The sequence below is a fragment of the Paraburkholderia sp. GAS448 genome (genome assembly GCF_050435685.1).
In the GTDB taxonomy this organism is placed as follows: Bacteria; Pseudomonadota; Gammaproteobacteria; order Burkholderiales; family Burkholderiaceae; genus Paraburkholderia.
On record NZ_JBNDKT010000006.1, the window covers coordinates 179,910 to 200,702 of the forward strand.

Annotated in this window: 17 protein-coding genes and 1 pseudogene; 8 read left to right on the plus strand and 10 right to left on the minus strand. The window is 58.4% G+C overall.

Translation table 11 applies throughout. The features are described from left to right. Positions 1 to 24: 24 nt before the first annotated feature. Positions 25 to 1,179, plus strand: a complete 1,155-nt coding sequence (locus P3T23_RS14325) for an acyl-CoA dehydrogenase family protein (protein WP_429316822.1) — start codon at positions 25 to 27, stop codon at positions 1,177 to 1,179. Positions 1,180 to 1,282: 103 nt separating this feature from the next. Here the strand turns inward: P3T23_RS14325 and P3T23_RS14330 are convergent, their stop codons facing one another. After that, a complete protein-coding gene (locus P3T23_RS14330) occupies positions 1,283 to 1,660 on the minus strand; it encodes a BON domain-containing protein (protein ID WP_429316823.1) in 378 nt (125 codons plus the stop codon). Positions 1,661 to 1,932: 272 nt separating this feature from the next. On the opposite strand from P3T23_RS14330, the gene P3T23_RS14335 reads away from it, so the two are divergent. Together P3T23_RS14335 and P3T23_RS14340 are read left to right on the plus strand one after the other, a co-directional pair. Further along, positions 1,933 to 2,565, plus strand: a complete 633-nt coding sequence (locus tag P3T23_RS14335; RefSeq protein ID WP_429316824.1) for a DNA-3-methyladenine glycosylase — start codon at positions 1,933 to 1,935, stop codon at positions 2,563 to 2,565. 223 nt (positions 2,566 to 2,788) lie between these two features. Continuing rightward, positions 2,789 to 3,121, plus strand: coding sequence for a DUF4148 domain-containing protein (locus tag P3T23_RS14340; protein ID WP_429316825.1), 333 nt, complete (start codon positions 2,789 to 2,791; stop codon positions 3,119 to 3,121). Between the two features lie 224 nt (positions 3,122 to 3,345). Here the strand turns inward: P3T23_RS14340 and P3T23_RS14345 are convergent, their stop codons facing one another. Then, the gene (locus P3T23_RS14345) at positions 3,346 to 3,789 is read right to left on the minus strand and encodes a CBS domain-containing protein (protein ID WP_429316826.1); all 444 of its coding nucleotides are present in this window, start codon (positions 3,787 to 3,789) and stop codon (positions 3,346 to 3,348) included. A 237-nt stretch (positions 3,790 to 4,026) separates the two neighbouring features. On the opposite strand from P3T23_RS14345, the gene ribA reads away from it, so the two are divergent. Continuing rightward, a complete protein-coding gene (gene ribA / locus P3T23_RS14350; protein ID WP_429316827.1) occupies positions 4,027 to 4,671 on the plus strand; it encodes a GTP cyclohydrolase II in 645 nt (214 codons plus the stop codon). A gap of 392 nt (positions 4,672 to 5,063) precedes the next feature. Here the strand turns inward: ribA and P3T23_RS14355 are convergent, their stop codons facing one another. Further along, positions 5,064 to 6,254 (minus strand): integrase core domain-containing protein, encoded by a 1,191-nt coding sequence (locus P3T23_RS14355; RefSeq protein WP_429316828.1) that lies wholly within the window; start codon positions 6,252 to 6,254, stop codon positions 5,064 to 5,066. A 4-nt stretch (positions 6,255 to 6,258) separates the two neighbouring features. Here P3T23_RS14355 and P3T23_RS14360 point away from each other — a divergent pair, with 4 nt between their 5' ends. Then, positions 6,259 to 7,122: a conjugal transfer protein TraB gene (locus tag P3T23_RS14360; RefSeq protein ID WP_429316829.1), complete on the plus strand. Its 864-nt coding sequence runs from the start codon at positions 6,259 to 6,261 to the stop codon at positions 7,120 to 7,122. 465 nt (positions 7,123 to 7,587) lie between these two features. Beyond that, a pseudogene (locus P3T23_RS14365) lies at positions 7,588 to 7,851 on the plus strand (helix-turn-helix domain-containing protein); the annotation flags it as partial. 1,132 nt (positions 7,852 to 8,983) lie between these two features. Here the strand turns inward: P3T23_RS14365 and P3T23_RS14370 are convergent. From P3T23_RS14370 to P3T23_RS14400, 7 genes are all read right to left on the minus strand, one after another. After that, positions 8,984 to 10,792 (minus strand): thiamine pyrophosphate-binding protein, encoded by a 1,809-nt coding sequence (locus P3T23_RS14370; RefSeq protein WP_429316830.1) that lies wholly within the window; start codon positions 10,790 to 10,792, stop codon positions 8,984 to 8,986. Positions 10,793 to 11,221: 429 nt separating this feature from the next. Then, positions 11,222 to 12,082, minus strand: coding sequence for a TIM barrel protein (locus P3T23_RS14375; protein ID WP_429316831.1), 861 nt, complete (start codon positions 12,080 to 12,082; stop codon positions 11,222 to 11,224). Continuing rightward, positions 12,079 to 13,764: a GMC family oxidoreductase gene (locus P3T23_RS14380; protein ID WP_429316832.1), complete on the minus strand. Its 1,686-nt coding sequence runs from the start codon at positions 13,762 to 13,764 to the stop codon at positions 12,079 to 12,081. Before P3T23_RS14380 ends, P3T23_RS14375 begins: the two co-directional genes overlap by 4 nt. Positions 13,765 to 13,923: 159 nt before the next feature. Next, positions 13,924 to 14,916 carry a LysR family transcriptional regulator gene (locus P3T23_RS14385; RefSeq protein ID WP_429316833.1) on the minus strand — a complete coding sequence of 331 codons (993 nt, stop codon included), beginning with the start codon at positions 14,914 to 14,916 and terminating at the stop codon, positions 13,924 to 13,926. Positions 14,917 to 15,728: 812 nt separating this feature from the next. Next, on the minus strand, positions 15,729 to 16,061 hold the full coding sequence (locus tag P3T23_RS14390) for a DUF4148 domain-containing protein (protein WP_429316834.1): 333 nt from the start codon (positions 16,059 to 16,061) through the stop codon (positions 15,729 to 15,731). Then, a complete protein-coding gene (locus tag P3T23_RS14395) occupies positions 16,058 to 17,101 on the minus strand; it encodes a porin (protein ID WP_429316835.1) in 1,044 nt (347 codons plus the stop codon). Before P3T23_RS14395 ends, P3T23_RS14390 begins: the two co-directional genes overlap by 4 nt. Positions 17,102 to 17,477: 376 nt before the next feature. Continuing rightward, positions 17,478 to 18,773, minus strand: a complete 1,296-nt coding sequence (locus P3T23_RS14400) for a cytochrome P450 (protein WP_429316836.1) — start codon at positions 18,771 to 18,773, stop codon at positions 17,478 to 17,480. Positions 18,774 to 19,348: 575 nt separating this feature from the next. On the opposite strand from P3T23_RS14400, the gene P3T23_RS14405 reads away from it, so the two are divergent. Further along, a complete protein-coding gene (locus P3T23_RS14405; protein WP_429316837.1) occupies positions 19,349 to 19,867 on the plus strand; it encodes a 2Fe-2S iron-sulfur cluster-binding protein in 519 nt (172 codons plus the stop codon). A 110-nt stretch (positions 19,868 to 19,977) separates the two neighbouring features. Next, positions 19,978 to 20,745, plus strand: coding sequence for an SDR family NAD(P)-dependent oxidoreductase (locus P3T23_RS14410; RefSeq protein ID WP_429316838.1), 768 nt, complete (start codon positions 19,978 to 19,980; stop codon positions 20,743 to 20,745). Positions 20,746 to 20,793: the final 48 nt, after the last annotated feature.

Here is a 20,793-nt window from a genome sequence, read left to right on the forward strand (position 1 = left end):
AACGTGTGTTCGTAAGGAGTTACCGTGATCCGTAGCCAGGAAACCCTGAACCTGCTGCTCGAGAGCATCGCCCGCTTCGTGCGAGAGCGTCTGGTGCCCAACGAGGAGGTCGTCGCCGAAACCGACCAGATTCCTGCCGCACTCTTGCAGGAGATGAAAGATCTCGGCCTCTTCGGTCTGTGCCTGCCCGAGGAGTACGGCGGCCTCGGCCTCACGATGGAAGAAGAAGTGCTGGCCGCGATGGAACTGGGCAAGACTTCGCCTGCTTTTCGCTCGGCGATCGGCAGCAACAACGGCATCGGCTCAACCGGCATTGTGATCGACGGAACGCCGGAGCAAAAGGAAAAGTATTTGCCGCGCCTCGCCTCGGGTGACCTGATCGGTTCGTTCTGTCTGACTGAACCCGAGGCGGGTTCCGATGCCGCGTCGTTGCGAACCACGGCAATCCGCGAAGGCGACCACTATCTCCTGAATGGGACCAAACGCTTTATCACGAACGCACCAGAAGCCGGCCTCTTCACGGTAATGGCCCGCACGGATCCGGCGGGCAGGGGCGCCAGCGCGATTTCAGCATTCGTCGTCGAGGCGGGTACGTCGGGTCTTTCGCTGGGCAAGATCGACCGCAAGATGGGCCAGAGAGGTGCGCATACCTGCGACGTGATTTTCGACAACTGCCGTGTGCCGGCGGCAAACCTGATCGGCGAGAAAGAAGGCGTCGGCTTCAAGACGGCGATGAAGGTGCTCGACAAGGGGCGTCTGCATATCGCTGCCGTCGCGACGGGCGCAGCCGAACGCATGCTCGCCGATGCGCTGCGTTACGCCATGGAGCGCCGGCAGTTCGGCAAGCCTATCGTCGAATTCGAGCTGATCCAGGCCATGCTCGCCGACAGCCAGGCGGAAATCTACGCGTCGCGTTGCATGATCGTCGATGCGGCGCGCCGGCGCGATGCGGGTGAGAAGGTCACGAGCGAATCGTCATGCGCCAAGATGTTCGCCACCGAAATGTGCGGGCGGGTCGCCGATCGCGCCGTGCAGATATTCGGCGGCGCGGGTTATATGAGCGAATACGGCATCGAGCGGTTCTATCGCGATGTGCGGCTGTTCCGCATCTACGAAGGCACGACCCAGATCCAGCAGATCGTGATCGCCCGCGAAATGCAGCGCGTGTTCCAGCGCTGAGCTGAATTTCGAACCTCGGCGAGACAACATCGTGGCCCCTCAAAACAGAAACGCCGCCTGTCTTGCAAGAGGCGGCGTTGGGTCACAGGGACCTGCTGTCTGCTTACGTCCCCACCGGACGGATCGACAGCGCATTCCTGACCGACGTTACGCCCGGAACGCCCTTTGCGACTTCGGTTGCCCGATCGCTCTGAGCCTGCTCCGGCACGCTGCCTTGCAGCGTGACTGCGCCGTCACGTGCACGAACGGTGATATTGGCGACGCTGATGCCCCTCGTCTTCGATAATGCTGAGCGGACCTGGCGCTGCAATGCACGGTTCGCGGCCTTCATCGACTTGTAGTGCTCCCGGGCGGCTTGCGTCGTGCTGGGTGCGGTGGGGGCGGCGGCGGGGGCGGCTTCGCTCGACTGGGCGTAGGCGTGGACCGACGCCACGATCAGCAGTGCACTACCTGCCACCTTGATTGCGTGTATTGCCTTCATGCATTTTCTCCTGTTGTCACAATTCGCGACGATCCCGGGCGGGACCATTGCACTACACCATCAAGATACTTCCTGGGGTGAACCGGATGGAACTGTGTTTCGAGTCATGCGTTGGATCTGGCGATAATGCAAACAGAAGCGCCGAAAACACTGGCGATGAGTGTCCGGATGCGCCGGAAAGTAAAGATACTCCAAATGGTGCCACAGTGAGAACGAGTGGATCACGCAGTGAGGCTTTGACGCAACGTGTCAAGTCATCAACCTTGCATATCATGCCAATTTCACGTGCCGAGTTGCCTGTCGACACGGTCGAGCTGGCGCGTTTCATGGTGGGCCAGTATCTGGTCCACGATCTCCCTGAAGGCCGTATCTGCGGACGCATCGTCGAGACGGAGGCCTATCCGCTCGGCGATTCGACGAGTCACGCGTTTTCCGGACGGCGTCCCCATAACAGCTCCATGTTTCTCGAGCGCGGTCATGCCTACGTCCGGCTGACCTACGGCACGGCGTGGATGCTGAACATGTCGAGCGAGTACGAAGACGTAGGGGCGGGAATCCTGATCCGCGCGATCGAGCCGCTCGAAGGCATCGGGCTGATGGAAGCGCGCCGCCCGGGTGTGCCTCTGCGCGATCTGGCGCGCGGCCCGGGCCGGCTGACCGCAGCGCTTGGCATTGGCCCGTCGCTCGATGGCGCGGACCTGTGCATGGGCCGCGGTCTGTGGATCGGCAAGGTTAGCCGGCAGGAGAAGGTGTTGGTCGGGGTGACGAAGCGGATCGGCCTGTCCCGCGAGATGCATCGGCCGCTGCGCTTTTACGTGCAGGGTAGCCCGTACGTGAGCGGTCCGCGCAAGCTCCTCGCGACATCACCGGAAGCTGTTTCGGGCGGTTCCGTTGACGAAGCCTGAGGTCCGGTTGTTTGTACATATTCTTACGATTCATTCAATTATTTCAGTATTGTAGGGATCTCATTTCCCATAGTTGGTGCATCCGGCTAACTCTTGCGGTAATCGCAAAGATGTATATCTCAAATAGGTGTTTTCCCTCAATCATCTGGTGACTACACTGGACTTATTCGCTTCCCACATGGTGTGTCAAGCGACGCAAAAGACAAAGTTCCGGAGGTAAGTCATGAAATCCCTGATCCAGGCTGTTGTAGTCGCTACCGTCCTCGCCGCTCCGATGGTTTCGTTCGCTCAGTCGAACCAACCTGTGACGCGCGAGCAGGTTCGTCAGGAACTGATCCAGCTCGAAAAGGCGGGTTACAACCCGTCCCAGGCGAACGATGCGAACTATCCGTCCGACATCCAGGCTGCTGAAAGGCGCGTTCAGGACCAGAATGTTGCGACCGCCCAGCAACAGCCGGTTGCCGAGACGAGCGGCTACGGCCCGGCGACGAGCGGTTCGTCGGCATCGGGTGGAACCCAGCTGGCGCCCCATCAACGCGTATTTTTCGGCAACTAGGCAAACAGGCAGTTGACCCATGCGCAGTCGAGCACTGCGCAAGTGATGCGCCCTGTATGAAGCGCGCATCAGCGAACATCACGCGGGCGCGATCGCTGCCGGCAAGCCGTCAGCAATTCGCCCGTTACCAAACAGAAGAACCTCCGCCGCCAACTGGTGGCTTCGCCCAACCCTCGCGGGATTGGGCTTTTTTTGTGTGAACCGCCAGGTATCCGCGCGCGGTATCACATCGGCCGTTCACCGGTGATGTACTGCTCCAGCATCTGGATAGTGAACTGCTGCTCCGCAATTATGTTCTTCACCAGATCGCCGATCGACACCATCCCCACGAGATGTTCGTGATCGATGACAGGCAGGTGACGCATCCGCCGGTCGGTCATGATGGCCATGCATTCTTCGGTGGTCTGTTCAGGGCGTACGAACCGCACCGCGCGGCTCATGATGTCGCGTACGGGTGTCTCTTTCGATGAACGGTCCATCAGCACGACCTTTCGCGCGTAGTCGCGCTCGGTAACGATGCCGGCGATTGAATCTCCATCGGTGACCACGACGGCGCCGATCTGCCTGTCCGCCATCAGCTTGATAGCGTTAAAGACGGAATCCCCGGCGTCGATGGTATAGACGGTGTTGTCGGGCTTTGTTTTGAGTACTTGTGCAACGCTTGTCATGGAGCGGCTCCGTTTCGCAGTGCAGCACGTCGTTAGGTGGCGCGCTGTCGTGAACGACAGGCAGTTCCAGTATAGGCGTCGTCCGCTGCCGTGCACGCGCGAGGGGTCTCATTCGATCGCAAAGCGCAACGATCCGCAGGGTTGGACGGATGCCTGGCGCCGATTAGCGGTAAACTCCAGTTCCATCCTTCTTCCCGGGCATGCCTGGGTTTTATGCAAGCATCCTCGTCTAACGCCATGTCCACGCCTCACGTACCGTCTGCAAACTGCGCACCTGACAGCGAGTGTGTCGTCCTCGACGCTACCGCCACGCTTCCCACGCGTTACGGCACGTTCACCTCCTACGTCTTTCGCATGATCGAAGGCGGCGCGGAACATCTCGCGCTCGTCATGGGCGACGTATCCAACGGACAGTCGGTGCTCACGCGCCTGCACTCGGAGTGCCTGACGGGCGACGTGCTCGGCTCGTATCGCTGCGACTGCGGCGAACAACTCGATCAGGCGCTGCGCTACATCGCAGCGGAAGGTTGTGGCGTGCTGCTGTATCTGCGCGGACACGAAGGGCGCGGCATCGGTCTGTCGAACAAGATCCGTGCGTACGCGTTGCAGGAGCAGGGGCGCGATACGGTCGAGGCCAATCTGGATCTCGGTCTGCCCGACGACGCGCGCGAATACGATTCGGCCGCCGCGATCCTGCGGCTCCTGAAGGTCACGTCCGTGCGCCTGATGAGCAACAATCCGAAGAAGTTCGACACCCTCGCGAAGCACGGCATTCCCGTGTGCGAGCGCGTGGCGCTGGCGATCCCGACTCGCGAGGAAAACGAGCGCTATATCCGCACCAAGCAGGTCAAATTCGGGCACTACTTCGACGAAAACGAATAGCCGGAAACCGTCACTTTCCGGCAGCCTTGCCTGTCAGGGCTGTCCGGCCTTAAACCCTTGACCCGTATGCGATTGCGGGAATATAGCCGCAATCCGGCAGACTCAACGACACTTATCAAAACATTGCGAAACATCACGGTCTGGCGTGACTTTTTGGTCAAGTGATCCGAAAAACCTACGCCGGGACCTGTGCACCCGGAAAAACCTACGCCGGGGTGACCCGATGCGTTTTGACGCGCGAACTGCGAGCAGGCTGAATGCGGGCGAACACCTGACGTTCGACGGCTTTCCTGGCTTGCGCCTGCAGGCGACTCACAGCCGCAAGTCATGGACCTACCTGTCCTTCCCGAAAATGCATAGCCTGCGCTTGAACGAAACCTGGACTACTCCGGTTACGCTGCCCGTCGCTCATAATGGTGATACAAGCCGCCAACATCCGGGAACTCGACGACTGTGCCGCGATCGGGCGGCTGCACTGGTCTCGGGTCGGGACAATCCATGTCCAGCGACAGGTGTGTACGCCAACGATGGTAGTAGTCGAAGTACCGGGTGAGGATGCGCCGCAGGTGGCGTTCGTTGAGGACAATGACGTGGTCCAGGCAGTCTCGCCGGATGGTGCCGATCATGCGTTCGACGTACGGATTCTGCCATGGGCTGCGAGGGGCGGAGAGAACCTGGTCGACGCCCATGCTCTCGATGCGGCGCCGAAAAGGCTCGCCATAGATCGCATCGCGATCCCGGAGCAGGTACTTCGGCGCGCTATCCCAGGGGAAAGCCTCGACGATCTGTTGAGCCGTCCACTGCGCGGTCGGATTCCCCGTGACATTGAAGTGAATGACCTGGCGCCTGTCATGTGCGAGGACCACCAGCACGAACAGCACCCTGAAGCCTACCGTCGGCACGGTGAGGAAATCGATCGATACGAGCTCGCCGACATGGTTTTTCAGGAACGCCTTCCAGGTCGGTGAGGGCGGCGTGGGGTGGCGCAGGCGATACTTCTCCACGGTCGACTTCGCCACCTCGATGCCGAGCTTGCGCAACTCGCCCAGGATGCGCGGCGAGCCCCACCGGGGATTGGCCGTCGAAATCCTGCGGATCAACTCACGCACGTCGTGGGTAATCGGTGGTCTGCCCGGCGTGCCTTTGCCACTGATGCGCGTCCAGTGGTCGCGGAATCGCTTATGCTGCCATGCGATCACCGTAGCGGGCTTTACGAAGACGAGGACCTCCCGCCACCTTGACCAGCGACGCGACAGCCAGGACCAGAAGATACGGTCGGCTGGATGCAGGCGTGGCCGGGAGACGGACCGCTGATAGACCGTCAACTGGTGTCGCAATGCGACGATCTCGACCTGCAGTGACAGCCGCGAGCAGAACCACGTGGCCAGGAACGCGATCAACGCACGGGCGAGGGGTGGCATGATTCGAAATCCTCGGGTGACAACACGGTCAGGAATGTCAGAGTGAGGTGGATTGCCAAAATGAGCAATAGAATCACCAACTTCGAGTTTTCGGGAATGACAACTCCTGACGCCGCGGGCCGCCGAGACACCGCGCGCCGCGCGCGCCATATTCGCGATCATGTTCGTGTCGCTTCCACCGCTGGGCATCATCGGCTGGCTCTCGCCCGTGCACGTCGCCAGCGCGCTGTATCCCGGCTGGCAGCTTGCTGGCCTGTTATTGGGAATGTGCATGCTGGCGACGGCGGCATGCGTTCGGTACTCGCTCGCGGCCTTGTTCGTCGGTGTTCTGTTGATGGGTGCCGCCGCTGTCGCCCATCTCGTCGGGCACGGCCCCGCAGTACCTGCCGGATGGGCGGCAGCCGACACATCGCTCGGCAGACTCTATCAACGGGACTACGAGGCCCTCCATGCGCGTTCAGTGGCGACAATGCAAGCTGCCCAGCGGGAATTCGAAAGCGGTGTGAGAGTTGTCGTCCTTCCAGAGGAACTGGTCGGCTTATGGCGACCTGCGATAGGGTACTGGTGGCGGGACTATCTGCAATACCTGGCAGCATCGAACAAGACGCTGATTCTTGGTGTTGATCTGGTGGAAACAGGTTCGCTTCCCAGCGGGTCGATCACTGGTGAACCCTTCCTGCGCTACACCGATAGTGCTGTGGTCGTCGGAGCCGGTGTTGGCCGCTTCGACAGCCGTCAACCCGTACCAGCAGGACTGTGGCAGCCTTGGGCCAAGGTGAGTGCATCGCCGGGCAGCGTGACGCAGCCGTATCTGGTTATTGCGGGTCGGCGCGCTGCGTTTTCCATCTGCTACGAGGATTTCCTGTGGTGGCCGCATTGGCGACTGCCTATCGATCGACCCGATGTCCTGGTCAGCATGTCGAACGGCTGGTTCAGTGCCGATCTCGCCCTCGCGCACATTCAACTGCAGAGTGTGCAGTCGATCGCACAACTCGCTGGCGTGCCGCTGCTACGCGCGGTGAATCGATGAGTTCGTCGTATAGTGGACGCGCCGACGATGCCGCCCCTCCCGAAGTTTGATGGAACGGATATGAATCGCGCGAGTTAGTGCCACTGCCGATTTACTAAACACAACAGTGCTATCAGCTACTATGAGCGCATTAAATGCCTTGCTCTATTTATCTCGGTAATGTTCACGCTCCGGGCAGTCCGCCAGCCGCCGTACGGACGCCGGGGTGCGCAGCCGATCTGGAGATGATCGAAGTGAGTCCAGTCCAGTCACATTCAAGTTCTTCTCGGTGCAAGATGCGAAGCCGTGGTACGCCTCGACCGCTGGACGCAGACGATGGAGCGAAATTCGGTGCCGAAATGGTCATGGCTGCCCCGGTAGCCGCGCTCATAGATCATCGCATAAAGGCGGCTAGTGTTCCGTTCTGTTGTTAACTAATCTATGTTCACGTAGCATGCTGGTATCAACGGAACGGGAGATACCAGCATGCGCATGGGACGACCGAAGGCCGAACTGGTGTTGAGTGAAGATGAGCGATCGCAACTGACTTCGATAGCGCGTTCGCGCTCGATGTCGGCGGCGCTGGTGACGCGTGCGCGCATCGTGCTGGCTGCTGCTGCCGGCGAACCCAACAGCGCGATCGCGCAGCGCCTGCAACTCACGCGTGCTACGGTGGGCAAGTGGCGTCTGCGGTTCCTTGAGCAGCGCATCAACGGGCTCTATGACGAAGTTCGCCCCGGCAAGCCGCGCGAAAGATACCGTCCGCTCGCTTATTGAAAGGTCCGGCTTTTTCGCAGTCGATCTCGGCACGCTGGATGTTGGTGGTCCGCTGGCATCCTTGCCGTTTGGTTCTTTGGCTGGCGTTAGCTTTGTCAAGGTGTAAAGCGAAGGGGTGTTCCAGAGGGGCGCGCTCATGCTTAAGGCCGAATTTTGGTGCCTATCAAGAGCGTGGCCCGCGGCTCGCATGGAGGCAAGGCGAAGTCACACAAGACGGCGTTCTGCCGTGAGTACGGCATCTTCCGCCATGAAGTTCAACGCGTTCGCTATTGCGGTGCAAGGCCTTATCGATGGCACGCGTGGCGAGCTCGCTGGCTTTGACAAGTGGCGAATTATGGCTACGCGAATGGCAGGCTAGCCGCTCGCACCAGGTGTTCTTCGTGGGATATTAAAAAGCAGTGACGGGACGTCGTACCTAGGGTCAACTTCGTTGCCGAAGCCAACGACGCAGCGTTTGGGCAACTGATGGGCATGTTCGAGAGTGCCGTCGCCGGCGAGCCACCAAGGGAGCCGCTCGTTCGCCACAAGCAACGCCAGCTTTCATAACCGTCGTCGACCGAAGCCGCTCGGCGTAACGTCATCACGCGGCGATGCACTTTATGGTCGACTCCTGCCTGTCGACGGCAGGGGGAAACACGTGCCAGGCTCCGTCACCGTGTCGAAAGAAGTACAGCATGCGCGCACCGAAAGGTGATGACGTCTCGACGCAGACAAATCGCGTCCCGCGCCAACGTGTACGGCCGAATTCAATCGCATGAACTGTCGAAGAGGGAGCCGGGGCGAGCCATTTTTCGACCTGATACCGCAGTGACTTGCTACTCGCGTTCTTCATCATTCAGCACCAACAGTCCAAGGCATCCAATAGACCGTCTGAGATCGTCACCCAATACCGATGACTTTCGTGCGGGCACCTGGCTACTTCAGGTGGTGAGATGGACAGAGGTCCATCACGCAGTTCAGCAACGACACGTCATCGCCGTGTCTCGAACTCGGGAAGGCGTCGGCATGGTGACGGATTCCCACTGTCGACGTATTCAGCAAGCCGAGCGTTCGAGAGCCAACGGCCTTTCCCGTCCGACGGGTGATCGCGGGCGGGAGGCGCCGTTTAGTTCGGCCAACTGCCTTCCAGTGGCGGCGACATATGACGTTCTACACCCTGTTCAGGCTTGCGGTCCGTCAGGATCGGAATGACGTCGCGGAAGGCACGCTTGATACGGGTCTCAGGGTCCGTCCAGACATCAATGATGTAGCTGCCTTCCGAAGCGATGGCACGTTCAAGTGCCGGGCCGATGTCATCGGGGTTGGTAACTTTCTCCCCGTCGATTCCGAGCGAGCGCGCCAGACTGACAAAATCGGTGGTTTCAGGGAGGTCAACCCATGGATTCTGGATGCCCCAAAGCTTCATACCCTGGCGATTCGCGTACAGGCAGTGATTGTTGTCAATGATGACAATGACCTTGATCTTCTGCTCGGCCAGCGTCGACAGTTCCATAGCGTCATAGTAGAACCCGCCGTCACCGTGATAACACACCACAGTGCGCTCCGGCGCGGCCATTTTCGCACCAGCGGCGATCGACAGACCGGCCCCCAGGGACTGGTAACGACCGCCCACGATCATTGGCGTCGACTCAGCATACTGGAACGCACGATATAGCATGTATGACTGGCCACCGGAGTCACCCACAACGATTGTGCCCTTCGGAAGGGTATCGGCCATCTTCTTCAGCAGGTGGTACTGGTTGATCGGGCTGCCGCCTTCCTCACTCAATCTGCCAAGATACTCGAGCCATTCACGTTGGCCCTGCGCTGCCTGCGCGCGGCGAGCCTTCGCTGCTTCCGGAGTCGTCACCGGAGTCTTCGTCGTTGCCACGGCCTCGGTGAGTTGCTCGAGGATCACCTTCGCGTCTGCTGTGACACCGAGGGAAGGCTGGAACAGTTTGCCGAGCTGGTTGGGGTCGATATCGATGTGAATGACGTGTTCCGGCTTGGTCATATTCCAGGCACCGGTCGTCATCTGCGAGAAAGTGGTGCCAATTGCGATCCAGAGGTCCGCCTCCTGCACCATCGTATTCGCACCGACCCACCCGAACGAGCCAACAACACCGCCAAAGAGGGGATGGTTGTCGGCGAGTAGGCCACGGCCGCCCCACGATGTACTGACCACGGGGACGTTGACCGCCTCGACGAACGCTTGCAACTGTGCGGCGGCGCCGGCGTGTTGCACGCCGGCGCCGGCCAGGATCACAGGGCGCTTTGCCGTGCGCAGCGCGGTAAGGATCTTTTCGATGGTCGATGCGCTCGCGCCCGGTGGCTCGGGCAGAGTCAGCGGCTCTACAGCGCACTTCGTCTGGTTGATCAGAACCTGAAACGCAAAGTCGAGAACGCTCGCACCCGGGCGACCGGTGCTGGCCGAAATGACCGCTTGACGGATCGACAGTGGAGCGTCATCGGAAACAACGAGCTTACGTGCGTACTTCGCGAGCGGTTTCATCGCAGCGAAAACTTCGGTCGAGTCCTGCAACCCTTCACGCAGGTCGAGCGCGCTGTCGAGGCTGACATAGGCCAGAACCAGCGGTGTGCTGTCAGTCTTGGCGGCGAGTGCAACGGGGCTGGCGTGCAGAATGCCAACGCAGTGGAACAGGCATGCCGACGCTGCGCGGCCTTTGATGCGGTTATAACCGTACGACATCCATGCGCAAGCGATCTCAGTGCGGGCGTTCATGTTACGCATGCCTGTGGTGGCGATTTCGTGAATCAGATTGCCGGTGCCACCGCCACTGTAGCCAAAAACGACTTCGATATTTGCTGCGTGCATGGCTTCGACAATTGCTGCCGCACCCGTACGGGAAACGGGGGGGGTGCTTGCCGGGACAACTTCGGTCGTCGACGTCTCTGCGTCCAATGTGTCAGACATCTGTCTCTCCAATATGGTTGAGGTTAAGGGGCTGCCTCAGGCGTTTATAGGTAGTCGTGCACCTGCGCGATATTCATAATCAAAGCATCCACGCTTCGATCATGTCCATTAATTCAATCTGATCTTTCGATAACAGTTAGTGATCCGCCCCGTTTGATGGCCCGAGAGCATTAGATACATGCGAGTCGCGTCCCGCACTACCTGCACAATCAGAGCCCGTGTGCACAAGGATTCAACAAAGACCCCCCCTGTCCGCACCAGAAGTTAGTCCCTGACATGTTCATACACCGTCAGTCATATGAACGGCCGGGGTAACCGGCGACTTGAGGACCAAGGAATGCAAATTCTGCTATAAATTCGCTAAGCTATTCTAATTGATGAGTTCGTAGAAAGCTTTGCGTCGATCTTCAGTGGAGACTTCGCTGCTCGTCACGAGAAATCCTTGTTCAGGTCCAACGTGGCATCGAGCGTTCGCATCTTGAGAAGCCCCGCGCTTTCGGCAGCAACTGAACGCTCAGTCCAGCCGTGTTCGAGGTCAATCAACTGGTCCGAGTCGCCGTATTGCTGGATTAGTTTCAATAGCGATTCGAAGTCAATTGTTCCTGCCCCAGGTTCAACCCGCCCCGGCATGTCAGCGAGCTGGATGAGTCCAATGTGATGACGTGCCCGGCGATAGGCATTGGTGACGTCGTCGCCCATCTCAAAGACGTGCCCTGTGTCAAATATGAGTTTTACGGCAGGGTGTCCCACACGATCGAGTAGTGCTACGGCCTGTTCTGTGTTCGTGAGCAGCATGCCGGGCAGGGCGATCATGTGTTCGATCCCGATAATGAGACCCGCAGCTGCCGCACGATCACCGGCTCGGCGGAGGTTTTCCACAGTAGCGTTTTCCTGCGGCAGGCGGCTCTCGTCTTCGTTTTGCCTGAGTAAAACCGCGAGCATGGGTGCCCCGATGTCGGTAGCCAGGAGGATCGTGCGGGTGAGATGTGGTTCAATCACGGCCCATCCGTCCGGCTTTGTCCACGAAGGGATCATCACCGCGTCGAACGGAGCGTAGACAATGCAACTCGAGCGGAGCTCGAAGTGCTGCAACGCGGCCTTGAACCGCGACACATCGTGTGCCGAGCGTTCCACGGCCCACGGGAAGAGTACCCCGGCGAATCCGTTCTGTGCAGCGAATTCCACGTGATCCCATGGATCTGAGCTGCATACAATTTCGCGAAAAAGGGGGTCATCGGGATGCAGATAGCCAAGATGCGAGGTGTATTTCAGGTTCCATCGATTGCTCATGCTCGATACTCCCGCTTGATTGCGTCTACGACCTTTTCAGCGGCCATGATGACTGGAAGATTGGTTCCCGCTGCCATCAGCGTGGGGAAAATGGACGCGTCAACTACGCGCAGGCCGTTCAGGCCGATCACACGACAGTTGGAGTCGACGACTGCTTCAGGGTTGTGGGGACTTCCCATGCGGCATGTACCGGAGACGTGGCCGCCCGGGAGCGTGGACATCCGCACGGTATCTTCAATTGTTTCTTTCCCGCTGCTCATTACATCAGAGATAGGTGTTCCCGCCATTTCGAACGCCTTCTTGCGAGGAATGCCAGGTGTTGAGAAGGCCGCAGCGCCAGCGATGCTGAGTGCCCGCGCTTTCCAGTTATCCTGCATCATCAGTAACGCAAGTGGTGTCATCGCGGGTAGGAAAGCGGCGTCGACCAGACTGGCTATTTCTGGCTCCTGCACGAGGCCTGCCAGTGTGGAGAGGCCGTTAACCATGCGCCTAAGGTCCCTGGGGTCATGGAGGAGGTTAAAGCGAATGTCAAGCGCGCCGTCTGGCATGAGCTTCACGCTGCCTTGAGAGTAAACCTTGTTGATGATGAACATCAGATTGGCTACCTGGCGGCCGAGCGGATCTCGTGCGAGATTGTTTGGTGTGCGCTCCCATACGTTAAGAACAACGTCCGTCGCTGCTACGCCTGGTAAGCCGGACGAGTACCTGACGACGATAGGGCATGGTGGATGTACGTTGTTACGCTGACGTCCCGCCGACCGTAGATGTGCGCCGACGATCAACATCGGATGATTCAGCAGATTCGCACCGACGCCAGCCAGGTGTTTTGCCACGGGGACGCCAGCGGCGCGTAACTGTTCGAGGGGCCCGATACCCGACCGTAACAGCAATGCGGGCGAATGCAGAGCGCCACTGCTGACGATGGTTTCGCGAGACCGGATGGCGCGCGCCTGATCACCTTCGCCAATGATTGCGCCGATAACCTGTGGTCCTTCGACAAGCAGCCGAGAGGCCGCGGTTCCCGCCTCGATGCGCAAGTTGTCCCGCTTTCGTACCTCAGGAGTGAGGTACGCAGCGGCCGCGGAAAGGCGATGCCTGCCGACCATATTGATCGGAACGGCACCGTAGCCGTCACCTGCCTGTCCATTCAAGTCTGCGATATAGCTGATCCCGCGTCGCTCGTATGTTGTGGCGACGGCCTTGGTGAGGCCGCTCCAGTCGTGTGGCGGGACGCGTTGGAGTTGTAGCGGTCCGGACTTCCCGTGCTGCTCATTTTCAAAATCGCAATCGGTCTCAAGCCGTTTGAAATATGGCAACACATCTGCCCAACCCCAGCCCTGGACACCGAAGCTGCTCCACTCTTCATAGTCCGCAGGCAAGCCACGCTGTGCGTGCATGCCATTGATGGCGGAGCCCCCTCCGATGATCTTTGCCTGACCGAATGGCAATGGTCCAATGCCGGTCTGACTGTACTCGGCGCTCAGGTCCGGCCATAGAAAACGCGAGTCGTTCAACGTACGAAAACGCGCATCCCTTACCGCGACGGGCTCAGCATCCTGCCCAGCCTCGACAAGCGTCACGCGTACGGCGGGATCCTCGGAAAGACGACTTGCAAGGACGCAACCGGCTGAGCCGCCTCCAATAACCAGATAGTCACAATCGTACAACTCCCGTGTGGTCATGCTGCTGCCTCACCGGAAACGGGGGGGACGGGATCGCCACCGGTGAGAATTGCGACTCGCTGGTCGAAGCGCGTAGTACTCATGTGAAAGCGTCTCCTTAGTGCTTTGTTGCTATATTCGGCGTGGAAGGAAGTCCGGCGCGCTTTGTTGGGCGCCGGCTTACACAGGGCAGCCCTTCGGCGACTTTAGTTCCTGCGATCGATAAGGTAAATTAATAACTTGTGATTCTTCGATCACGGATAGTGATTCGCTCATCTCTGGCGATTCAGGCGAACAGGTCGTCCGCGCGATCGCCCGCAATCCGTCGAGCGCGACGTTTGAGGAATCAGTGCGCCACGCGAATTTAAGATCATAGGTGGGGGTGGATGTATCGAGTTTCACGAAGCTCACGTCATGAACGCCCTCTCGTACCACCCAAGGCGGAACGAGAGTGATGCCAACACCGGCGTCGACCAGCGCAAGGACTGTATGGATGTGCATCGCTTCCTGCACCACCCGGGGGGTGAACCCAGCATTGGCGCAGGCGGCGATTATTATTTCGAGCAGGCGGGATTTGATCCCGGCAGGGAAGAGAACAAACGGCTCGTCGTGGAACGCTTCAAGAGGAACGGAAGGTTGAGACGCTAACGGATGGCCGCGAGACAAGGCGGCGACCAGCGGCGCACCGACGAACGGGTCACTTTCGAGACCTTCGCAAACGACGGGTCCCGGTAACAGGCCGATGTCGATTCGGCGGTCATTGAGACCTGTAACCTGTTCTTCACGGCTCAGCGTCTGTAGCCGTAGTTCTACATTCGGATATCTCTCCCTGTAAGACCGGATCAGCGGAGGAAGTAGTGAGCAAACAGCATTGTCGACAAATGCGAAGCTTATACGACCGCGTATTCCGGTTCTCGCGGCTCTGGCGACGCGCATCGCTTCGTCCGCCTGCTCAAGAAGTCTCCGGCACTCGGGCAACATCTGCTGACCCACCTCGGTAAGCCGAACTTCATTACCGGTGCGTTCGAATAGCTTGCTACCGAGTTCCTCCTCAAATCGTTTGATTTGCTGACTAATTGCAGGCTGAACCACATTCATTCTTTCGGCAGCGCGGCCAAAATGTAGTTGTTCCGCTGCAGTGACGAAGTAGCGCACCCGTCGTAGATCGATCATGTCTGTCTCCATTATCGTGCATGGCTCCCGATGCGTCAGGCGCGATGCTGTATTGAAGCGGTCATCGATATACAAAGACCAGTCGGTTTCTCTGGTTGCAACGAATCTGCGCGGCGTAGACTGGGCCCTCCGATGCGGGACAAAGATGGTTCTCGTCGGATGGCTCTGGAAGCGGGGCGCAGTACGGCGCAAAGCGCTGGCTATGGAATGGGTCGATTGATCGCTATCAGTTTGGAGCAGCGAACGTCCGCCGAATCGAGATCACCGCGCTGCCGCTCGCCCAACGCCGGTTCTCGACTCCGATACTCGCCACTCTGCAAAGGTATCAATCAATGATACATTTCGAGATGGCATTATGCAAGAATAATAATTGCATTTAGCGATGCTCGTATCACCCAGGTGACTGGAATCGGAGCCCGGAGTGGTTGTGGCGGGCGGGCCCATGGGATTGTCGGATGCGCCAATTGGGGACACAGGAGGAGCGCTCGGCCCTGAGCCATACCTCACGTCCTTCATATCGCCGCGGGCTGTCACCACCTTTTCTTCATGGGTAACAGCCGATATCGGCGCGCGCCATTGGAAGCCCGTCGCCCCGGCTTCAGGGCGATGGGCAAACTTACACGCTATCTTCAACAGGCGCTGCTACACCTGCCGACCACGACCACAAAGCAAATTTTTGGGTACTGGCAGACATTGCGTCCGTCCTGAGGGGCATCGACGCCGCACGGCAGATTAGAGTTCGCGCGATTCGAGGGCCGGGGATTGTCTGCCAGTGTGGGAATTTGTTCGGGCCGGCGGATCTCCTGCCGGTCTCAATGACGATCGCTTTCGGAGTAGCCATCTGGACGATCTTGCGGCGTATGAGTCGGTGAATGGCTAGCGTTAGCCGCGTTACGCCCCTCTTCGACACGCGCTTGAGCCTCCTGAATGTTCTGGGGGTAGTGGAGCCAGTCAGTTGGGCGAAATCCAGCTTCTTCGAGTTGGACCAGTTCGGATGTCAATTGGGCTCGTGTGAGCGGCTGGTTTGATTGAGCAAGCGAAGCCATCGCGGGTAAAGATACGGTGGCAGCCGCGATGTGACCTTGCGGACTCGATTCATCAGGATGTCGCTGTAGCAACGCAGCGAGAATCGTCTGCAGCTTCAAAAGTAGTGCATTATGCCGGTGAAAAATCCCAGCTGGTTGTGCCCCATGGGCGGGTTGTAGGGCGAGTCGGGAGGTTGCGCCGTTGCGCTAAAGTTGGTGTGTCGTCCGTTGATCAGGTAGCCAACCGTGGCGTACAGGTAGGTCCTCTTGGATAGTGAATAGGTCGAGCCCAAGTTCAAAAGAGTGGCGCTGCCCTGTCCGTCCCGTTGATGAATATGATAGACCGCTGTCATCGCCGTAAACGGGCCCGGCGGGCTATACGTTACCCCAAACCAACCATAATCAGCGTAGCGTGGTTGATTTCGAGGTGCATCGGGTGCTGCCATGTAAGTGTAGGACGCCTGTACCCTGAATTGGTTACCGTTATACATGGTGCCAACGAATACCTGCTTTTGTGCCGCATAGAGGTCACTGAATTTGCCGTTTTCATCCCGAACCTCTTGATATATCGTGCGCGCCGAGAACCCTCCAAGCCGGTAGGTGAGCTGGATGCCGGCTGTCCTGCCGCTATTGAAGTTCCCAGGCACTCCGCTCAATGAATATTGGAACGCAACATCGAAGCCCTTGAACGTGGGTGAGTAGTAGCTGAACGTGTTGCTGAAATTCGGCCAGTTCGCGTTCCTCACCAGGGATGCAAGTCCAATGTCCTGCTGGCTGAAGGGATCGAATTCGTAGTTGCCGTCCTTAATTATTGAATCGTCCTGGCCGACCCGGAACGACCCGAAAGGCCCTGACATGCCAACATAAGCATTTTCCCAGAAGGGGCTCCAGGACATGCCGTTAGTGACCTGAAAATAGTCCAGCAACTTGAAGTTTACCTTGTAGCCGTTGCCGATGTCTTCGACTCCCGTCATCCCCCATGCGCTGGCGCCATCGTCACCGCTGTCCGCGCTCCAGACATTAGAGCGCTTTCCATTTTGCCCCGCAACGTTCGTCAGATACTGCACACCTGCGTCCATACGTCCCCAAAGTGTCAAGCTGCTTTGAGCAGAGACACTGGTGGAGATGCATACCAATCCCAATGTGATGAATCTCTTCAATTTCGTCTCCGTATATTTTATTGATATGGACTACTGAGTGTGTGTTGCGGGATCTCCAAATAGAAAGCCGGATTATCCGATTCCAGTTCACCGGTAATAGACGTGGAGATGAATTAGTGTGTCGTGAAAGTGGCGGAGTTTTCGAGGAGCGGGAACTCCCTGCGGATGGCAGGGAGGGGTTGAATCGTTTCACATACCTCGTTACTAGCGGTCCGATCCAGAGGACTGTCCGTCCTGGCGACTACCAAATCCCGGCTGCAGGAACAGGGCTGTCCTCGGCGCAATTGAATAAATCCAGGGCAGTTCCAGGTGCTCCGATTGCCTGTAGGGGCTGGTGCATTGCGTCAAGGCGACGAGGTCGCGTGGGAGTCAATTTCTATACGGTTTTGGCGGGTACGTCCCAGCGCACGCGAAGACTCTTCAACGAAGGGACGATCATGCTTTCCGTATAGCGCAACGGCTCGTTCTCATCCGCAAGGCGCAGCCCGGGTAGTCGATCGAGGATGATGTCGAGAGCTTTTGCGATCTCAAGGCGTGCTAGAGGCGCGCCTACACAGGCGCGGTTGAACGCACCGAAAGAAACGTGTTTGTGAGCGTTGGTCCTGTCGATGTCAAACTCGTCAGGGTTCGCGAACATCGCGGGATCGTGGTTTGCGGAGCCAAGATGGATATAGACCTTTGCCCCTTTGGGCAGCGTAACCCCGCTCATCTCGACGTCCTGGGTCATGGTCCGGACGACGCCCCGGATCGGCAGCCGAAGACGAATGACTTCCTCTATCATCTGGGGGCGCAATTCCGGATTCTCGCGAACCCGCTGAAGCTGGTCGGGGTGCTTGAGAAGTGTGTAAATCATCTGTGCGATCGTGTTGGCCGTCGTGTCAGTGCCAGCCGCTACCATGCCCACCATGTTCGTGACGATCTGTCGGTCGGTGATGGCTGCCCCGCTCTGCTGCGCCTCTATCAGCTTCGAGATCAGGTCATGCTGCGGGTTACGTCGACGTGCCTCGAGGAGAGCATAAGCCCACTGCTCAAAGTCGATAAAGGCCATCCAGCAGGCCTCCGCGCGTTCCGGCGACAGCAGGGTCGAACCCGTCAGCTCGAACCAGTTTTCCGCCCATTCGTTAAAGCGCTCAGTTTCGGAGTCGGCCGCTCCGATGAGGTGCGCCACCGCGCCAACGGTGGTCGGCCAGAAGAATGCGGGCACGAGGTCCGCTTCTCCATCGCTCACGAATCGATCTAACAGCTTGTTGAGCTTTTCGTTTAGCCACTCGTTCATCCCGGGGAGAGCCTTGTGGAATACGCTCATGAAAAGGCGTTTGAGGGGTAGGTGCTCCGGCGGGTCCATTGCGTTGAGGCTACCGTCGACCGGCAATGGCCAGTCCTCTCCGACCCGGTCGATTACGGCTTGCGACTTTGGCGAAAGAGGCTTGTGTGCGTTACCGTTCGAGAAGCTCACCATGTCCTTGTACACCGCAAGCACATCTTCGCGGCGTGTAACGACCCACAGATTGTACTTTTCCATATAAAAAACCGGCGACTCCTCCCGCATCGTCGCGAGAATGGGGAACGGGTCAGCGATCTGTGCCGGTTCCAGCGGGTCGAAGGCGGAGTGGAACGGACACCGTCCTGCTCCACCACTTGTCTGTACGCTGCTATTCATATTCATCTCCATGGTTGTTTCGGCTCGAAAGCCGTTTCTCGTGGCGCGCAGGTGCAAGGCCGCGCGTGCAGCTGGAGCGGTTGTTTGACGCAGCTCCGCTATCAGATTTGATGAGTCGTGTGCAAACCTTTGGACGTTCGCCGCCTGGATTCTCATCAGGCGGTAGCGCGGTAGCGTCGTACACTGCAAAGGCAATCGTGGGGCGTCTGATTTTGCAATGCTCGGCGTGTCAAGCTCACACATTCACTTCCCGGTATTCAGCATCGGTGATCTGGAAGATAAAGTCGACTAAGTTGTTGTGATCGGTCTATAAGGCTGGGTGATCTCACTATCCACGCCGCTATATCCCTCAATTACGACCGGGTATCGATGAGGGTGCGAATTTTTTTCGTAGGCTCGGGAGCGTACGCTGCCGGGCGCGACCGGCAGCCGATCACAAATTGTGATGAACGGATTAGAAGAGATTAGTAGACTCGATCAAACGTCGACGCCTAGCATTGGTGTCCAAGCACATCCGCGCGAAACTGCACGCCCGTTCGTCGAGCGACACGGTGCGACAGATCTTCCTAAAGCCTTGAGCCGAGTAGGTGGGCGGTTCGGCGGTGCTTCGGACTGTATCGGAGAGTGGCGGGCAGTTGTTGAGTATGCGGTCCGATAATCCGATGCGGGTGGTTTGGATTTCACTACTGCTGCAAGTCAGCGGTCTACGCAGGAAGATCAAGCAGATGTCGAACATAAATCCTACCGAGAATCAGCCGTACGCTGAAAGCGTATCGGGCGACGTGCAGACGGTCGCGTCGGTGTTTGTGACAACACGAGAAGGGCAAACACACCGGCTGGAAGCTCAGCCTGGCCTTTCGGTGATGGAAATCATTCGCGAAGCGGGTGTCAGCGAACTGCTTGCGCTTTGCGGCGGCTCGTGTTCGTGTGCAACCTGCCACGTATATGTCGATCCGGAATTCGAGAGTCGACTCAGTCAGATGTCGGAAGATGAGAACGATTTGCTGGATGCGGCCAGTTACCGCGAACACAATTCACGTCTTTCGTGCCAGATTCGGTTCAGCGATGCGCTCGAAGGATTAAAGGTGACGATTGCACCGGATTAAATCCGACGCAAAAGGCTCAACTCTACGTAAGCCGGAACGGGGTGGGCAGGGCATACCTGCCCCTGCAGGCCGTACTGTCGCGCAGGCAATATTTTTGAGAAGAAGGGACCATGTCAGATCGTCTGAAGGGAAAAGTCACCGTTGTCACCGGCATAGCGAGCGGAATTGGGAGCGGTATTGCGCTAGCGTTTGCTTCGGAAGGGGCGCAAGTCATAGGTGTTGATCTGAACGTTGCCGGGGCACAAGCGGTCGCAGCCAAGGCGAGGGAAAGCGGGTTTGAGATCAGTGTCGAGGCACCGGTGAATTTGCTGAATGAAAACGAATGTCGGGAGTTGATGGAGGGAACAGCCAGGCGCTACGGTGGGGTGGATGTACTGGTCAGCGCCGCTGCCGTGGTCGAGTTTGCATGGATTGACGAGATGACCCTGGCACAGTGGCGCAAGACGATCGCGGGGGAACTCGACATTGTTTTCCTTCCCTGTCAGGCAGCATGGCCGCACCTGTTGAAACGCGGTCAGGGGTCCATTATCAATTTCGCATCGGTAGCAGCTCATCAAGCGACCAAGGCATTGCCCGCCGTTGCACATGCTGCGGGCAAAGGTGGTATCAGGGCGATGACCAAGCAGCTTGCAATGGAGGGCGCACGCAACCGGATCCGGGCTAACTCCATATCCCCGGGACTTATTGTGAGTGATGCGACGCGTGCAGCATTCGAGCAGAATCCGGGATTTAGGAAAGTGATCGAAGACAAGATCATGCTGGACCGGCTGGGCCAACCCGAAGATGTTGCATGGGCCGCCGTGTATCTCGCTTCGGATGAGGCTTCGTGGGTGACTGGTTCGGACTTCGTTATCGATGGTGGAATGACCTCTTGGTAAGTCGGGTCCCGAACCGATCAGGAACTGGTATGTGCCTTTGTCCGAAAT

Coding starts and splice junctions, on each gene's coding strand:
- P3T23_RS14375 (WP_429316831.1), bottom strand. CDS start 12,082: ATGAGCAATCGATGGAACCTGAAATACACCTCGCATCTTGGCTATCTG.
- P3T23_RS14370 (WP_429316830.1), bottom strand. CDS start 10,792: ATGTCTGACACATTGGACGCAGAGACGTCGACGACCGAAGTTGTCCCG.
- P3T23_RS14385 (WP_429316833.1), bottom strand. CDS start 14,916: ATGATCGATCTACGACGGGTGCGCTACTTCGTCACTGCAGCGGAACAA.
- P3T23_RS14335 (WP_429316824.1), top strand. CDS start 1,933: ATGCCAATTTCACGTGCCGAGTTGCCTGTCGACACGGTCGAGCTGGCG.
- P3T23_RS14340 (WP_429316825.1), top strand. CDS start 2,789: ATGAAATCCCTGATCCAGGCTGTTGTAGTCGCTACCGTCCTCGCCGCT.
- P3T23_RS14345 (WP_429316826.1), bottom strand. CDS start 3,789: ATGACAAGCGTTGCACAAGTACTCAAAACAAAGCCCGACAACACCGTC.
- ribA (WP_429316827.1), top strand. CDS start 4,027: ATGTCCACGCCTCACGTACCGTCTGCAAACTGCGCACCTGACAGCGAG.
- P3T23_RS14355 (WP_429316828.1), bottom strand. CDS start 6,254: ATGATCGCGAATATGGCGCGCGCGGCGCGCGGTGTCTCGGCGGCCCGC.
- P3T23_RS14400 (WP_429316836.1), bottom strand. CDS start 18,773: ATGGAGATGAATATGAATAGCAGCGTACAGACAAGTGGTGGAGCAGGA.
- P3T23_RS14380 (WP_429316832.1), bottom strand. CDS start 13,764: ATGACCACACGGGAGTTGTACGATTGTGACTATCTGGTTATTGGAGGC.
- P3T23_RS14330 (WP_429316823.1), bottom strand. CDS start 1,660: ATGAAGGCAATACACGCAATCAAGGTGGCAGGTAGTGCACTGCTGATC.
- P3T23_RS14410 (WP_429316838.1), top strand. CDS start 19,978: ATGTCAGATCGTCTGAAGGGAAAAGTCACCGTTGTCACCGGCATAGCG.